Below are 14670 nucleotides of genomic sequence, written 5' to 3'. Positions count from 1 at the left end.
TTCGGCGTGCCTTCTTCTCGAGGTGGGCTCATGGCCCGGGGCACGCCTCTCCCTGCGAGAGGAACTTTATTTCATAAACGTTCCAGGTCAAGCCGATCATGCAATATTGTTCATTTTATCTCGGCTGCGACGATCAGTCCCGGGTGGCCGGCGGGGCGCAGGCGGACCATCGCCGGGCGTGGCCAGTCGACGACGAGGCGGCCGACGCAGTCGTCGAGGCCGGCGAGATCGATCGCATCATAGAACACCGGACGGCGCGAGCGAGCGACGAATTGATGGAAGAGATCGGCGACGTCGTAGTCGTAGACGATGTCGCCCGGGACGATGCCGGGGCGGCGGGCGAAGAAGCGGCGCAGCCCGGTGAAGCGGGCGCGACCGCCGGGTTCGCCGACGAAGCACAGGATCGCCCGGCCCGAGCCGAGCGCGATCCCCTCCTGCATGCGGGCATAGGCGCGTTCGTGGCCGGTGGCGAGGAGATCGGCGGTGACGCGATGATCGTCGGTGACGTCGCGCGGGTCGAGCGTCGTGCGCAGAGCGAACAAAGCTTCGCCCGGCAGCAGCGCGCGGGCGGCGACTAGGCGCGACAGCGGGTGCCCCGCGTGGGCGGCGACGTCGTCGGGCGTCGCGCTCACCCCTTGGTGCCGCGATTGCGCGACTGCCACGGGCACCCGACCGCGCAATAGGACTGGATCATGCCGTAGAGCCGGGCCGCGCTCGCCTCGACCGCGACGCCGGAGGTGTCGAGTTGGGTTCGGGCGCGGGCATAGAGCGGCTCGCGGCTCGACAGGATGGTGATCAACTCCGACATCGCCGCCTTGTCGTTGGCCATCGGCCTGAGATCGCCCTGTTGGCGGACGCGGCTCATGTGCTCGGCCGGCGAGGTCTTCACCCAGATGGTGAAGAAGGAGGCGAGCAGCAACTCGAAGGTGACCGGCTCACCGACGATACCACCGCCGGTGGCGAGCAGCATCGGGCCGGGCTGCTCGATCAGGCGCTGCAGCGTGATCCGCTCCAGGCGGCGATAGCCGTCCTGGCCGTAGAGGGCGAGGATCTCGTTGATCGAAAAGCCGTGTTCGGCCTCGATCTCCTTGTTGAGCTCGACGAAGGGCCAGCCGAGACGTTCCGCCGCGAGGCGCCCGAGGGTCGATTTCCCGGCGCCGCGCAAGCCGATCAGGGCGACCCGGTCGACCGCGATGTGGGCCTCGCCGACGGCGCGCGGCCCCGACGGCAGTTTCTCGCCGGAGAGCAGCGCCTTGACCTCGGCGACGGTGGCGGGCGGGGCGCCGCGCAACAGATCGCGGATCAGGCGCCAGTCGGGCGTCTCGGCGGTCTCGCCGCCGACCAGATCCTCGAGCGGGGCGCCGGTCGCCTCGGCGACCCGGCGCAGCAGCATGATCGAGACGTTGCCCTGACCGCCCTCGAGCTGGGCGATGTAGCGCTCGGAGATGCCGGAGACCTTGGCGAGCACCTTGCGCGACATGCCGCGCAGCGCCCGCATCCGCCGCACCCGCTGGCCCAACTCGACCAGAAAGGCCTCGTCGGCGTCTTCCCGCGCGGTGGCGCGGGAGGCGCGGCCGGACCCCTCCGCGCTCGACGGATCGGTCGCGGCGACGGTCTCGGCGGGCAGGGTATCGGCGCTGTCTTCGGGTTCGGTCATGGCGCGGCTCGGTTTGGAATGGATGAAAAATAGTACAGCGCCCCCTTGACGGCAACCCGGCGGACGCGGCATGAAAATATGAACTATATTTCCACTCACGCGCAGCCGCGAAGGGTGGAGCGAACCGGAGGCAACACCCATGTCCACCACCGACACCCCGGCGCATCGCGCCTTTGTCGCCGAGATCGGCGCCATCGCCGCCGCGATCGGCGACCGTCCGCTCGACGCCGACCTCGCAAAATGGCTCGATGCCACCTATCCCGCCGGCGGCCCGACCTTCCGCGCCATCGCCGAGGCGATCGAGACCGGCGACGCGGAGGGCTGGATCTGCCCGCGCGAGAACGACGGGATCCGTTGGGGCCGGGTGATCAAGGCGGGCGCCGAGGCCGGACGCTTCTCGGTCGACGTCGTCCACATGGAGAGCTGCCGGGGGCCGCACCACGTCCACCCCAAGGGCGAGATCGGGATGGTCATGCCGGTCGTGGCCGAGCCGAATTTCGACGGCTTTCCCGAGGGTTGGTACGTCTACGGACCGGGCAGCGCCCATCATCCGACCGTGAACGACGGCTCGGCCTACGTGCTCTATCTGCTGCCCGACGGCGCGATCGAGTTCACCGGCCGCTGAAGCCCCCGCCCTCTCGTCACGGAACCGATCCCATGTCCGCAACCGCCTATACGAGCGCCGTCTACAACGCCGCCGACGATCTCGTCGATCGCAACATCCGCGAGGGACGCGGCGCCAAGCTCGCCTTCGTCGACCCCGAGCGCTCGCTCACCTATGACGCGCTCGCTTCGGAGACGCGGCGGTTCGCCGATCTCCTCGGCCGGCTCGGCCTCGTCCGCGAGGACCGGGTGGCGATGATCCTCCTCGACACGGTCGATTGGCCGATCGTCTTCCTCGGCGCGATCCGGGCCGGCATCGTGCCGATCCCGCTCAACACGCTGCTCGCCGCCGATCAATACGCCTATATGCTCGCCGACAGCCGGGCGAAGGTGCTGGTCGTCTCCGGCGCGCTGCTGCCGACCGTCGCGCCGATCCTGGCGGAGATCCCGACGCTGAAGCACGTGCTCGTCTCCGGCGGCGAAGCGAAGGCGCCGCATCGTTCGCTCGCGGCCGAGCTCGCCACCGCCTCCGACGTCTTCACCACCGCCGAGACCCATCCGGACGAGACCTGCTTCTGGCTCTATTCGTCGGGGTCGACCGGCGCGCCGAAGGGCACGCGTCACGTCCATTCGTCGCTGATGGCGACGGCGAAGCTCTACGGCCAGGGCGTTCTCGGCATCCGCGAGGACGACGTCGGCTTCTCGGCGGCGAAGCTCTTCTTCGCCTATGGGCTCGGCAATTCGCTGACCTTCCCGCTTTCGGTCGGGGCGACGGCGGTGCTCAACCCGGGACGGCCGACGCCGGCGACGGCCTTCGGCTTCTTCGAGACCTACCAGCCGACCATCTTCTTCGGCGTGCCGACGCTCTATGCGGCGATGCTGCACGATCCGGCGCATGCCGGCTCGACCGGCTCGGGCCGGCTCCGGATCTGCACCTCGGCCGGCGAGGCCCTGCCGGAACACATCGGCGAGACCTGGAAGAAGCGCTTCGGCGTCGACATTCTCGACGGCGTCGGCTCGACGGAGATGCTGCACATCTTCCTCTCCAACGCGCCCGGCGCGATCGTCTACGGCACCTCCGGCGTCGCCGTGCCGGGCTACGACCTCGAGCTGCGCGACGAACTCGGCCGGACCGTCGACGACGGCGAGATCGGCGAACTCTACGTGCGTGGTCCCTCGGCCGCCGACGGCTATTGGAACCAGCGCGCCAAGAGTCGTTCGACCTTCCAGGGCGAATGGACCCGGACCGGCGACAAGTACATTCGCGACGCGAAGGGCCGGCACACCTACTGCGGGCGCGCCGACGACATGTTCAAGGTCTCGGGCATCTGGGTGTCGCCGTTCGAGATCGAGGCGGCGCTCGGGTCCCACGAGGACGTGCTCGAGGCCGCCGTGGTCGCCCATGCCGACGAGGAAGGGCTCCTGAAGCCCAAGGCCTTCGTGGTGCTGAAGGACAGCGCCTCGGGCGAGGATCTCGAGGCGCGGCTCAAGGAGCACGTCAAGAAGACCGTGGGCATGTGGAAATACCCGCGGTGGATCGAGGTGGTGGAGGCTCTGCCCAAGACCGCCACCGGCAAGATCCAGCGCTTCAAGCTGCGCGAGGAAGCGTGATGCCGCTCGAGCGCGAGGGTTTCGTCACCGTCGCGGGGCGACGGCTCGAATACCGCCATCTCGGGCCGCAGCCGAGCGAGGCGCCGACCCTGGTGCTGCTGCACGAGGGGCTGGGTTCGGTCGGGCTGTGGCTCGATTTTCCGGAAAGGCTGCAGGCGGCGACCGGCTGCGGCGTCTTCGTCTACAGCCGCGCCGGCTATGGCGCGTCCGACCCGGTCGAGCTGCCGCGCCCGCTCGACTACATGCAGCGCGAGGCGGAGGAGGTGCTTCCGCCCCTCCTCGACGCCATCGGCTTCGAGCGCGGCGTGCTCGTCGGCCATTCCGACGGCGCCTCGATCGCGGCCCATCATCTCGGCCGGGTGCGCGACGGGCGCGTCGAGGCGGCGGTGCTGATCGCGCCGCATTTTCTGGTCGAGGACATGTGCGTCGCGGCGATCGCGGAAGCGAAGATCGCCTGGGAGACCACCGATCTCCGGGCGAAGCTCGGCCGGTGGCACGCGAACCCGGACGTCGCCTTCCTCGGCTGGAACGGCGCCTGGCTCGACCCCGAGTTCAAATTCTGGGACATCCGCGCCTCGCTCGAGACGATCGCCAAGCCGATGCTGGTGATCCAGGGGGCCGACGATCAGTACGGCACGATGGTCCAGCCCGACACCGCCGTGGCGCTCTCGCCCGCGCCGGTCCTCGTCGAGATCCTGGCCGGCGTGAAGCACTCGCCCCACCGCGAGGGGCGCGACGCCACGGTGGCGGCGATCGGCCGGTTCTTCTCCGCCTTTCCCGACCTTTCGGTCGCCCGCACATGCGAGGCCCACACATGATCCGCCTTCAGAGCTACGTCGCCGATCGCTTCGTCGACGGCACCGCCGCCGGACGTTCCTTCGTCGATCCGACCACCGGAGCGGTGCTGGGCACGATCGATTCCACCGGCGTCGACTGCGCCGACGCGCTCCATCATGCCCGCACCGTCGGCGGACCGGCGCTCGCGGCGATGAGCTTCGCCGCGCGCGGGGCGCTCCTCGGCGCGATCGCCGACGCGCTCCAGGCGCGCCGCGACGACTGGATGGAGATCGCCCGCAAGAATTCCGGCAATACGACCCGCGACGCCTCGGTCGACGTCGACGGCGGCATCGCCACGCTCAAATATTACGCCCGCCTCGCCAAGGGGCTGGGCGACACGCGGATGCTGATCGAACCGGGCGCCGACAGGCTCGCCAAGGGCCCGTTCGAGGCGCGCCACGTCTGGACGACGCGGCCGGGCGCGGCGATCTTCATCAACGCCTTCAACTTCCCCTCCTGGGGTCTCTGGGAGAAGGTCGCCGTGGCGATCGTCGCGGGCATGCCGATCGTCGCCAAGCCGGCCTCGGGCACGGCGTGGCTGGCGGAGGCGATGGTGCGCGCCGTGGTCGCGGCGGGGGTGCTGCCGGCCGGCGTGTTGTCGCTGGTGTGCGGCTCGGCCGAGGGCCTCCTCGACGCGGTCGAGCCGTTCGACTGCATCGCCTTCACCGGATCGGCGGAGACGGGCCGGATGATCCGCGCCCATCCGGCCGTGCTCGCGGCCAATCCGCGCCTCGGCATCGAGGCCGACAGCGTCAACACGGCGCTGCTCGCCCCCTCGGCCACGCCGGAAGCGGCAGCCTTCGAACGGCTCGTCGAACAGGCGCTCGCCGCCGTCTCGGTCAAGGCCGGGCAGCTCTGCACCAACATCCGCCGCATCCTGGTGCCGGCGGGCGTCGAGGACGCCTTCGTCGCGACGCTCGCGACCCGCATCGACGATCTGGTGGTCGGCGATCCGGCGCTCGCGGAAGTCACCGTCGGGCCGCTGGTCGACGAGAAACAGCTGCGCGCCGCCTTCGCCGGTCTCGCCGCGCTGGCGCCGGAGACGCGCACGGTGCGCGGCGGCGGCATTCCCGCCACCGTGGTCGGGGCGGACACCGCGCAGGGCGCGTTCCTGGCGCCGACGCTGCTCGTCGCCGACACCGGGGCGGTGCTCTCCGCCGTCCACGACGTCGAGGTGTTCGGGCCGGTCGTGACCGTGATCCCCTACGCCACGCTCGACGAGGCGGTCGATCTCGCCGCGCGGGGCGAAGGGTCGCTCGCCGCCTCGATCTATGCCGACGGCGCCGAGGAGGCCGCGACGATCGCCGCCCGACTCGCGCCCCTACATGGGCGGGTGCTGGTGGTCGACGCCGAGGTCGGGCGGGGCCACACCGGCCATTCGATCGTGATGCCGCAATGCGTCCACGGCGGCCCCGGCCGGGCCGGCGGCGGCGAGGAACTGGGCGGGCTCAGGGGCCTGCGCTTCTTCATGCAGCGCACCGCGATCCAGGGATCGCCGACCATGCTGGCGGATCTCGCGGCGAAGGCGACCGAGACGTCGCTCTGAAGCGCGGCCCGGGCGCCTTCGGGCGTCCGGGGCTTCGGGAGAGTCGCGCCGGCCATCATGAAAAAAAATGCATGATTTGACCCACGACTCTCTAGACAGCCTCAAAAATGGAAATATAGTGCATTTCACCAAATCAACACCGAGGGCGGAAACATGGCCGACGAGGCACGCAAATTGGCGCGAGGCGCCACCCGAATCGACTTCCTGACCGATCCGTCGCGGTATCGTCATTGGAAGCTCTCGTTCGACGGCCCGGTGGCGACGCTCGCCATGGACGTCGACGAGAACGGCGGCCTCTACGAGGGCTACCAGCTCAAGCTCAATTCCTACGACCTCGGCGTCGACATCGAGCTCGCCGACGCGCTGCAGCGCCTGCGCTTCGAGCATCCGGAAGTGAAGGTGGTGCTGCTGCGTTCCGCGAAGCCCAAGGTCTTCTGCGCCGGCGCCAACATCCGCATGCTCGCCGGCTCCGAGCACGCCCACAAGGTCAACTTCTGCAAGTTCACCAACGAGACCCGCAACGGCATCGAGGACTCCTCCGAGTTCTCCGGCCTCAAGACCATCTGCGTGGCGAGCGGCTCGACTGCCGGCGGCGGCTACGAGATGGCGCTCGCCTCCGACCACATCATGCTGGTCGACGACGGCACCTCGGCGGTGTCGCTGCCGGAGGTGCCGCTGCTCGCGGTTCTGCCCGGCACCGGCGGCCTCACCCGCGTCGTCGACAAGCGCAAGGTGCGCCGCGACCATGCCGACGTGTTCTGCACCATCGAGGAAGGCATCAAGGGCAAGCGCGCCGTCGATTGGCGCCTGGTCGACGAGATCGTGCCGCTCTCCCGGCTCGAGGAGACGGTCGCCGAGCGCGCCGCCGAATTCGCCGCCCGCTCGCCGCGCGGCACCGGCACCGGCATCGCCCTGAAGCCGCTCGACCGCACCTTCCGCGCCGACGGCATCGACTATTCGCTGGTGACCGTCGACGTCGATGCCGCCGCCCGTGTCGCCACCATCACCCTCGAGGGTCCGCAGGACCTGCCGCCGGCCTCGGCCGAGGCGCTCGCCGCGCTCGGCTCCGACAGCTGGATCCTGACGCTCGCCCGCGAGTTCGACGACGCCATCCTCGATCTCCGCAACAACGCCTATGAGATCGGCACCTTCGTCTTCAAGTCGAAGGGTGACGGCGCGAAGGTCGCCGCCTGGGACGCCTTCCTCGAGGCCAACAAGGGCGACTGGCTGGTCAACGAGATCCGTCAGTACTGGAAGCGCGTGCTGAAGCGCGTCGACGTCACCTCGCGCACGCTCGTCACCCTGGTCGAGCCGGGCTCCTGCTTCACCGGGCTCTTGGCCGAACTCGTCCTCGCCGCCGACCGCTCCTACATGCTGATCGGTTCCTTCGAGGGCGACAACCGTCCGGCGCCGACCCTGGCGCTGACCTCGGCCAACTTCGGTCCCTATCCGATGAGCCACGGCCTCACCCGGCTCGAGAACCGCTTCCTCGCCACGCCCGAACACGTCGGCGAACTCGAGGCCGCGGCCGGCACGGCGATGGACGCGGAAGCGGCGGAGAAGGCCGGTCTCGTCACCTTCGCCTGCGACGACATCGACTGGGCCGACGAGGTCCGCGTCTATCTCGAGGAGCGCGCGTCCTATTCGCCGGACGCGTTGACCGGCCTCGAGGCGAACCTGCGCTTCGCCGGGCCCGAGACCATGGAATCGAAGATCTTCGCGCGCCTCACCGCTTGGCAGAACTGGATCTTCCAGCGCCCCAACGCGGTCGGCGAGGAGGGCGCGCTGCGCCGCTACGGCACCGGGCTGCGGCCGACCTACGACATGCGTCGCGTCTGAACCCCGCCGCCCGGGGGCGACCCCGGGCGCGACCACCGAACATCAGAACACATGGAAACGCCGGGGGTCTCATTCCCCCCAGGGAGGACGACATGGCCGATACGATGAACGTCGATTATTCGACGAAGGTCCCCAACAACGTCGATCTCGCGGGCGACCGTCAGGTTCTGCGCGCGCTCGAGAGCTGGCAGCCGAACTACATCGACTGGTGGAAGGACATGGGGCCGGAAGGCTTCCAGAACTCGCTCGTCTATCTGCGCACCGCCGTCTCGGTCGATCCGCAGGGCTGGGCCAAGTTCGACTACGTCAAGATGCCCGACTATCGCTGGGGCGTCCTGCTCGCCCCGAAGGAAGAGGGCCGCAAGGTCAACTTCGGCAAGCACAAGGGCGAGCCGGCGTTCCAGGACGTCCCCGGCGAATATCGCGCCATGCTGCGCCGCCTGATCGTCATCCAAGGCGACACCGAGCCGGCCTCGGTCGAGCAGCAGCGTCATCTCGGCTCGACCGCGCCGTCGCTCTACGACCTCCGGAACCTGTTCCAGGTCAACGTCGAGGAGGGCCGTCACCTCTGGGCGATGGTCTATCTGCTGCACAAGTACTTCGGCCGCGACGGCCGCGAGGAGGCGGACGAGCTGCTGCGTCGCCGTTCCGGCTCCAAGGAGACGCCGCGCATGCTCGGCGCCTTCAACGAGGAGACCCCGGACTGGCTGTCGTTCTTCATGTTCACCTTCTTCACCGATCGTGACGGCAAGATGCAACTCGAGAGCCTCGCTCAGTCCGGCTTCGATCCGCTGTCGCGCACCTGCCGCTTCATGCTGACCGAGGAAGCCCATCACATGTTCGTCGGCGAGACCGGCGTCGGGCGCACCATCGAGCGGACCTGTCAGGCGATGAAGGCGGCCGGGATCACCGACCCCTACGACGTCGCCGCGGTGCGCAAGCTCGGCGTGATCGACCTGCCGCTGATCCAGAAGAAGCTGCACATGCACTATCCGCTGACGCTGGACCTGTTCGGCGCGGAGATTTCGACCAACTCTGCCAACTACTACAACGCCGGCCTCAAGGGTCGCTTCGGCGAGACCAAGATCGACGACGATCACCAGCTCACCAACGACACCTATCCGGTGGCGAAGTTCGTCGACGGCCAGATCGTCATCGAGCACGTGCCGGCGCTGACCGCGCTCAACATGCGCCTGCGCGACGACTATTCCGCCGACTGCGCCAAGGGCGTCGAGCGTTGGAACAAGATCATGCAGAAGGAAGGCATCGACTTCCGGCTCGAGCTGCCGCATCAGGCCTTCAACCGGCAGATCGGCGAGTTCGCGCCGATGCAGGCGACGCCGAAGGGCGTGATCCTGTCGGAAGCCGACTGGGCCGCCAAGAAGGACGAGTACCTGCCCTCGCGCGACGACCTCGCCTATCTCGACAGCCTGATGAAGGCCGAGGTCGAGCCGGGCCGGTACGCCGGCTGGATCAACCCGCCCAAGGTCGGCATCGACAACAAGCCGGGCGACTTCGAATACGTGAAGATCGCCGCCTGAGGAAAGAGGGGTGCGGTGTCCGACCCGGCGCCGCACCCCACCCCTCCGCCCGAGGGGAGAGACGACGCCGTCGTCCGCGATCGACCGTCGACAATAATCGATTGAACTCCCTCCGGAGCCGCCCATGAACGCCCCCACGAGCCCCGCCGTCGTCAAGCAACATCTGATCGATCCGGAGATCTGCATCCGCTGCAACACCTGCGAGGAGATGTGCCCGATCGACGCCATCACCCATGGTGACGACAACTATGTGGTCGATGCCTCGATCTGCAATTTCTGCATGGATTGCATCGCCCCCTGCCCGACCGGCGCGATCGACAACTGGCGCATGGTGACCGAGACCTGGAGCCTCGACGATCAGCATTCCTGGTCGGACCTGCCCCCTCAGCCCGACCTCGGCGGGGCGGCGATGGGCGCGGTCGAGGCGATCGACGACGAGGTCGACGCGATCATCGCCTCGGCGCACGGCGGCGCCGGCGGCAAGTCGGTGGCGCCGAAGTCGGCCTCCAAGCCCTCGATCAATCTCTTCAACCGCTCCAAGCCGGCGGTGGCGACCGTCACCGGCATCTATCGGCTGACGGCGGAGGACGCCTCGACCGACATCCGCCACGTCATTCTCGACTTCGGCGACGTGCCGTTCCCGGTCCTCGAGGGTCAGTCGATCGGCATCGTCCCGCCGGGCGTCGACGCCAAGGGCGAGCCGCATCGCGTCCGCCTCTATTCGGTCGCCTCGCCCCGTCACGGCGAGCGGCCGAACCACAACAATCTGTCGCTGACGGTGAAGCGCGAACCGAACGGCGTCTGCTCCAACTACGTCTGCGATCTGAAGCGCGGCGACAAGGTCACGGTGACCGGACCGTTCGGCGCCACCTTCCTGATGCCCGACGATCCCGCCGCCAACATCGTGATGGTGTGCACCGGCACCGGCTCGGCGCCCTTCCGTGGCATGACCGAATGGCGCCGCCGCACCCAGCCCAACGCGCCGGGCAAGCTGATGCTGTTCTTCGGCGCCCGCCGGCCGGAGGAACTCCCCTATTTCGGCCCCTTGCAGAAGGTGCCGGAGAGCCTCCTCACCAAGTTCTTCGCGTGGTCGCGCGTGCCGAACGAACCCAAGGTCTATGTCCAGGACCTGATGCGGCGCGAGGCGGCGACGATGGTGGAGTTGCTGAAGTCGCCGGCGACCCATCTCTATCTGTGCGGTCTCAAGGACATGGAGCACGGCGTCGACGAGGCGCTCGCCGACGTCTGCCGCGGCGCCGGCATGAGCTGGGAGAGCCTTCGCAAGGAGATGCGCGACCAGGGCCGCTATCACGTCGAGACCTATTGAGAGGCGACGCCGACCCTCCGCGCCGAAGACACCGACGCCCCCTCGCGGGGCGCCGGCTCGATTCTGCCGCACTGCCGCGTGACGGATCGCCGTGTTCATGGCGACATGGCGGCGTTCGTTCCCGACGAGGATCCTCCTTCATGGTTCGCGCCACCCGTCTCGAAATCACCGCCTTCGGCCTCGACGGCCTCCGCCTCGCCACGCGCGAGGTCGGCGAGCCCGGTCCCGGCGAGGTTCGCCTCCGCTTGCAGGCGGCGAGCCTCAACCGGCGCGACCTGCTGCTGGTCGAGGGCATCTACAATCCGAAGCAGACACTGCCGGTCGTTCCCTGTTCCGACGGAGCGGGCATCGTCGAGGCGGTCGGTCCGGGCGTGACCCGGGTCGCGCCCGGCGACCGGGTGGCGCTCCACTTCTTCACCGGCTGGATCTCGGGCGAGCCGAACACCGAGAAGCTCGCGACCGCGCTCGGCGGTCCCGGCGGCGACGGCACGCTCGCCACCCACATGATCGTCTCGGCCGAGGCGGTGGTGAAGCTGCCGGAGGCGATCGACACCGCGACCGCCGCGACGCTGCCCTGCGCGGCGCTGACGGCATGGTCGGCGATCGTCGATCTGGGCCGGGTCAGGCCGGGCGACACGGTGTTGATCCAGGGCACCGGCGGCGTCTCTCTGTTCGCGCTGCAGTTCGCGGTGCGGGCGGGCGCGCGGGTGATCGGGCTCACCTCCTCGCCCGAACGCGCCGAGGTGATGCGCCGGCTCGGCGCGGCGGAGGTGGTGAATTACCGCGAGGTGCCGAAATGGGGTCCGGTCGCGCGCGATCTCGCCGGCGGCCGGCTCGATCTCGTCGTCGAGGTCGGCGGCGCGGAGACGCTCGACCAGTCGGTGCGTTTCGTGCGGCCGGGCGGCACGGTGGCGCTGATCGGCGTGCTCTCCGGCAATTTCGCGACCTTCAATCTGTCGCTCGCCGTGATGCGTCAGGTGCGGATGCAGGGCGTCACCTGCGGCGATCGCGAGGCCTTCGAGGCGATGCTGCGCTCGATCGCCGTCTCCGGCATCGATCCGGTGATCGACAGCCGCTTCGTCCTCACGGATGCCCGCGCCGCCTTCGAGCGGATGAAGGCCAACGGCCATGTCGGCAAGATCCTGATCGACCTCGAGGAAGCGTCATGAGCGAGACCCCGCTGGTTCTGAGCGAGCGGCACGACGGCTGGCGCCTCGTGCGGCTCAATCGCCCCGACAAGCTCAACGCCTTCACCGAGGATCTGCATCGCGCACTCATGGCCGCGCTCCTCGAGGCGGAGGCCGATCCCGAGTGCCGGGCACTGCTCCTCACCGGATCGGGCCGGGCCTTCTCCTCCGGCCAGGATCTCGGCGATCGGATCCGCGCGATCAAGCAAGGTCCGCTCGATCTCGGCGCCTCGCTCGAGACCTTCTACGAGCCGCTCATCGCGCGGATCCGGGCGCTCCCCTTCCCGGTCGTGGTGGCGATCAACGGCATCGCCTCGGGCGCCGGCCTCAACGTGGCGCTCCACGGCGACGTGGTGATCGCCGCCGAGGGCGCGAAACTCACCGAACCCTTCTCCCGGATCGGCCTGATCCCCGATGCGGGAGGGTCGTGGCTTCTGCCGCGTCTCGTCGGCCGGGCGCGCGCCAACGCGTTGGTGTTCCTGGCGGAGACGATCACCGGCGCGGAGGCGGCGGCGATCGGGCTCGTCGCCGAGGCGGTCGCCGACGAGGCGCTCATGGAGCGGGCGGAAGCGATCTGCGCCCGGCTCGCCAAGGGGCCGCGGGCGACGCTCGCCCGGCTCAAACGGCTGATGCAGGCCTCCGAGAGCAACGATCTCTCGGCGCAGCTGAAGCTCGAGCGCGAGATGCAACAAATCTCCGGCCGCGCCGCCGATTATGCCGAAGGCCTCGCCGCCTTCGCCGAAAAGCGGCCGCCGCGCTTCGACTGAGGCGGCGGACCGATCGACGATCGGCACCATCCTTCTCCTTTGGGCGCATACGAAAAAACCCGCAGGAACCATCGTTCCGGATATTGACAGTATACTGATGATCAGTATGGTGTCCTTCAATCGGTTCGATGGCGGGTCCCGCCCCCGTCGTGCCGGCCGAGCCCGAGGCTCGGTCCGAACGAAGAGAGCCGAAGGCTCCGTCCACGACACAGGGAGAGGGCATTCGTGACCATTCGTCGCCACACGATTCTCGCCGCTGCGCTGGCGGCCGGCACCGCGCTCGCCGGCACCGCCGCGCGCGCCGAGGATCCGATCAAGATCGGCTTCCTCTCCACCTTCTCCGGCCCCGGCGGCCAGCTCGGTCAGGAACTGCTCGACGGCTTCACGCTGGCGCTCGACAAGACCGGCAACACGCTCGGCGGCCGCGCCGTGGAGGTGATCCAGGGCGACGATCAGGCCAAGCCCGACGTCGGCCGTCAGGTCGCCGACAAGATGATCGAGCGCGACAAGGTCCAGATCCTCACCGGCGTCAACTTCTCCAACGTGATGCTGGCGGTGGCCAAGCCCGCCCTCGATGCCGGCGCCTTCGTGGTCTCGGTCAATGCCGGCCCGTCGCAATATGCCGGCGCGCAGTGCAATCCCCACTTCTTCGTCGGCTCGTTCCAGAACGACACCTCGCCGGAGGCGATGGGATTGGAGGCCACGAAGCGCGGCATCAAGAAGATGTATCTGATGGCGCCCAACTATCCCGCCGGAAAGGACTTCCTGGCGGGCTTCAAGCGCACCTACAAGGGCGAGGTCGTGGGCGAGGTCTACACCGCCTTCGGCCAGCTCGACTATGCCGCCGAGATCGCTCAGGTGCGCGCCACGGCGCCGGAGGGGGTGTTCTTCTTCTATCCGGGCGGCATGGGCATCAATTTCGTCAAGCAGTACGATCAGGCCGGCCTGAAGAAGACCACGCCGCTCTTCGGCCCGTCCTTCTCGCTCGACCAGACCGTGCTGCCGGCGATGGGCGACGCGGCGGTCGGCGCCTTCGCCGCCACCCATTGGGCCGAAGACGCCGACGACGCGGCCTCCAAGGCGTTCCGCGAGGCGTTCGAGGCGAAGTATCACCGCCTGCCCTCGCCCAATGCGGCCCAGGCCTATGACACCGTCATGATGCTCGACGCGGCGCTGAAGACCGTCTCGGGCAAGATCGAGGACGCGGCCGCCTTCCAGAAGGCCCTGGAGACCGTGAAGTTCGACAGTCTGCGCGGCCATTTCCGCTTCAACACCAATCACTACCCGGTCCAGGACTTCTGGCTCGCCGAAGTGGTCAAGGACGCCCAGGGGCGCCCCTTGATGGCCAAGCGCACGCTGATCGTCGCGGATCACCCCGACAGCTACGTCGCCAAGTGCAAGATGAAGTGAGGCGGAGCCTCTCCTTCTCCCGCAAGAAGAGAAAGGGTCCGAAGGGCGGATGAGGGGCTTCAGCCTTTCGTTCGCGCCTCGGGGCGAGGACGTGCTCCGCCCCGCCCCCCTCTCGTCTGTCCGCTTCGCGGCCGCCTTCTCCCGCGAGGGGCGGAGAAAGAGCGGGCTTCGCCCGCGACGACACCTCGCGCCACCGCATCGCCAGGAGATCCCGACCCCATGACCATCGAGCTCTTTGCGGAGCAGCTTCTCAACGGCGTCCAGTTCGGCGTGACGCTGTTTCTGATGGCGTCGGGGCTGACGCTGGTGTTCGGCATCATGAACTTCATCAATCTGGCGCACGGC

General features: G+C 68.7%; 12 protein-coding genes and 1 pseudogene. 11 read left to right on the top strand and 2 right to left on the bottom strand.

The features are described from left to right. Positions 1 to 110: 110 nt before the first annotated feature. A complete protein-coding gene (locus tag J3S89_RS21035; RefSeq protein ID WP_217931166.1) occupies positions 111 to 632 on the bottom strand; it encodes a hypothetical protein in 522 nt (173 codons plus the stop codon). Then, positions 629 to 1657 carry a helix-turn-helix transcriptional regulator gene (locus tag J3S89_RS21030; protein WP_217931163.1) on the bottom strand — a complete coding sequence of 343 codons (1029 nt, stop codon included), beginning with the start codon at positions 1655 to 1657 and terminating at the stop codon, positions 629 to 631. The genes J3S89_RS21035 and J3S89_RS21030 overlap by 4 nt, the downstream gene beginning before the upstream one ends. A gap of 139 nt (positions 1658 to 1796) precedes the next feature. Between J3S89_RS21030 and J3S89_RS21025 the strand changes: the two genes are divergently transcribed. From J3S89_RS21025 to J3S89_RS23255, 11 genes and pseudogenes are all read left to right on the top strand, one after another. Further along, positions 1797 to 2282 (top strand): 4-hydroxylaminobenzoate lyase, encoded by a 486-nt coding sequence (locus tag J3S89_RS21025; protein WP_217931161.1) that lies wholly within the window; start codon positions 1797 to 1799, stop codon positions 2280 to 2282. A 32-nt stretch (positions 2283 to 2314) separates the two neighbouring features. Beyond that, the gene (locus J3S89_RS21020; RefSeq protein WP_217931154.1) at positions 2315 to 3871 is read left to right on the top strand and encodes a benzoate-CoA ligase family protein; all 1557 of its coding nucleotides are present in this window, start codon (positions 2315 to 2317) and stop codon (positions 3869 to 3871) included. Beyond that, the gene (locus J3S89_RS21015; protein ID WP_217931152.1) at positions 3871 to 4689 is read left to right on the top strand and encodes an alpha/beta fold hydrolase; all 819 of its coding nucleotides are present in this window, start codon (positions 3871 to 3873) and stop codon (positions 4687 to 4689) included. Before J3S89_RS21020 ends, J3S89_RS21015 begins: the two co-directional genes overlap by 1 nt. Further along, positions 4686 to 6254 (top strand): 3,4-dehydroadipyl-CoA semialdehyde dehydrogenase, encoded by a 1569-nt coding sequence (locus tag J3S89_RS21010; RefSeq protein ID WP_230488988.1) that lies wholly within the window; start codon positions 4686 to 4688, stop codon positions 6252 to 6254. Before J3S89_RS21015 ends, J3S89_RS21010 begins: the two co-directional genes overlap by 4 nt. 153 nt (positions 6255 to 6407) lie before the next feature. Beyond that, positions 6408 to 8093, top strand: coding sequence for a 2,3-epoxybenzoyl-CoA dihydrolase (gene boxC / locus J3S89_RS21005; RefSeq protein ID WP_217931150.1), 1686 nt, complete (start codon positions 6408 to 6410; stop codon positions 8091 to 8093). 104 nt (positions 8094 to 8197) lie between these two features. Beyond that, positions 8198 to 9634, top strand: coding sequence for a benzoyl-CoA 2,3-epoxidase subunit BoxB (gene boxB / locus J3S89_RS21000; protein ID WP_217931335.1), 1437 nt, complete (start codon positions 8198 to 8200; stop codon positions 9632 to 9634). 124 nt (positions 9635 to 9758) lie between these two features. Next, complete coding sequence (boxA, locus tag J3S89_RS20995) at positions 9759 to 10961, top strand: benzoyl-CoA 2,3-epoxidase subunit BoxA (RefSeq protein WP_217931148.1); 1203 nt, start codon at positions 9759 to 9761, stop codon at positions 10959 to 10961. Between the two features lie 140 nt (positions 10962 to 11101). Then, complete coding sequence (locus tag J3S89_RS20990; RefSeq protein ID WP_217931146.1) at positions 11102 to 12130, top strand: zinc-dependent alcohol dehydrogenase family protein; 1029 nt, start codon at positions 11102 to 11104, stop codon at positions 12128 to 12130. Next, a complete protein-coding gene (locus J3S89_RS20985; RefSeq protein WP_217931144.1) occupies positions 12127 to 12915 on the top strand; it encodes an enoyl-CoA hydratase-related protein in 789 nt (262 codons plus the stop codon). The genes J3S89_RS20990 and J3S89_RS20985 overlap by 4 nt, the downstream gene beginning before the upstream one ends. 225 nt (positions 12916 to 13140) lie before the next feature. Then, positions 13141 to 14325, top strand: a complete 1185-nt coding sequence (locus J3S89_RS20980; RefSeq protein WP_230488989.1) for an ABC transporter substrate-binding protein — start codon at positions 13141 to 13143, stop codon at positions 14323 to 14325. A gap of 219 nt (positions 14326 to 14544) precedes the next feature. Next, positions 14545 to 14670 (top strand): annotated as a pseudogene (locus J3S89_RS23255) (branched-chain amino acid ABC transporter permease); the annotation flags it as partial.

It is taken from the genome of Pinisolibacter aquiterrae (genome assembly GCF_019160155.1).
GTDB lineage: Bacteria > Pseudomonadota > Alphaproteobacteria > Rhizobiales > Ancalomicrobiaceae > Pinisolibacter > Pinisolibacter aquiterrae.
The sequence above is the reverse complement of the archived record's forward strand: the minus strand, read 5'-3'. Positions and strand labels throughout refer to the sequence as shown.

What these genes read in the sequence shown, in the direction of transcription:
- J3S89_RS21030 (WP_217931163.1), bottom strand. Translation starts at nt 1,657, where the DNA reads ATGACCGAACCCGAAGACAGCGCCGATACCCTGCCCGCCGAGACCGTC.
- J3S89_RS21025 (WP_217931161.1), top strand. Translation starts at nt 1,797, where the DNA reads ATGTCCACCACCGACACCCCGGCGCATCGCGCCTTTGTCGCCGAGATC.
- J3S89_RS21020 (WP_217931154.1), top strand. Translation starts at nt 2,315, where the DNA reads ATGTCCGCAACCGCCTATACGAGCGCCGTCTACAACGCCGCCGACGAT.
- J3S89_RS21015 (WP_217931152.1), top strand. Translation starts at nt 3,871, where the DNA reads ATGCCGCTCGAGCGCGAGGGTTTCGTCACCGTCGCGGGGCGACGGCTC.
- J3S89_RS21010 (WP_230488988.1), top strand. Translation starts at nt 4,686, where the DNA reads ATGATCCGCCTTCAGAGCTACGTCGCCGATCGCTTCGTCGACGGCACC.
- boxC (WP_217931150.1), top strand. Translation starts at nt 6,408, where the DNA reads ATGGCCGACGAGGCACGCAAATTGGCGCGAGGCGCCACCCGAATCGAC.
- boxB (WP_217931335.1), top strand. Translation starts at nt 8,198, where the DNA reads ATGAACGTCGATTATTCGACGAAGGTCCCCAACAACGTCGATCTCGCG.
- boxA (WP_217931148.1), top strand. Translation starts at nt 9,759, where the DNA reads ATGAACGCCCCCACGAGCCCCGCCGTCGTCAAGCAACATCTGATCGAT.
- J3S89_RS20990 (WP_217931146.1), top strand. Translation starts at nt 11,102, where the DNA reads ATGGTTCGCGCCACCCGTCTCGAAATCACCGCCTTCGGCCTCGACGGC.
- J3S89_RS20985 (WP_217931144.1), top strand. Translation starts at nt 12,127, where the DNA reads ATGAGCGAGACCCCGCTGGTTCTGAGCGAGCGGCACGACGGCTGGCGC.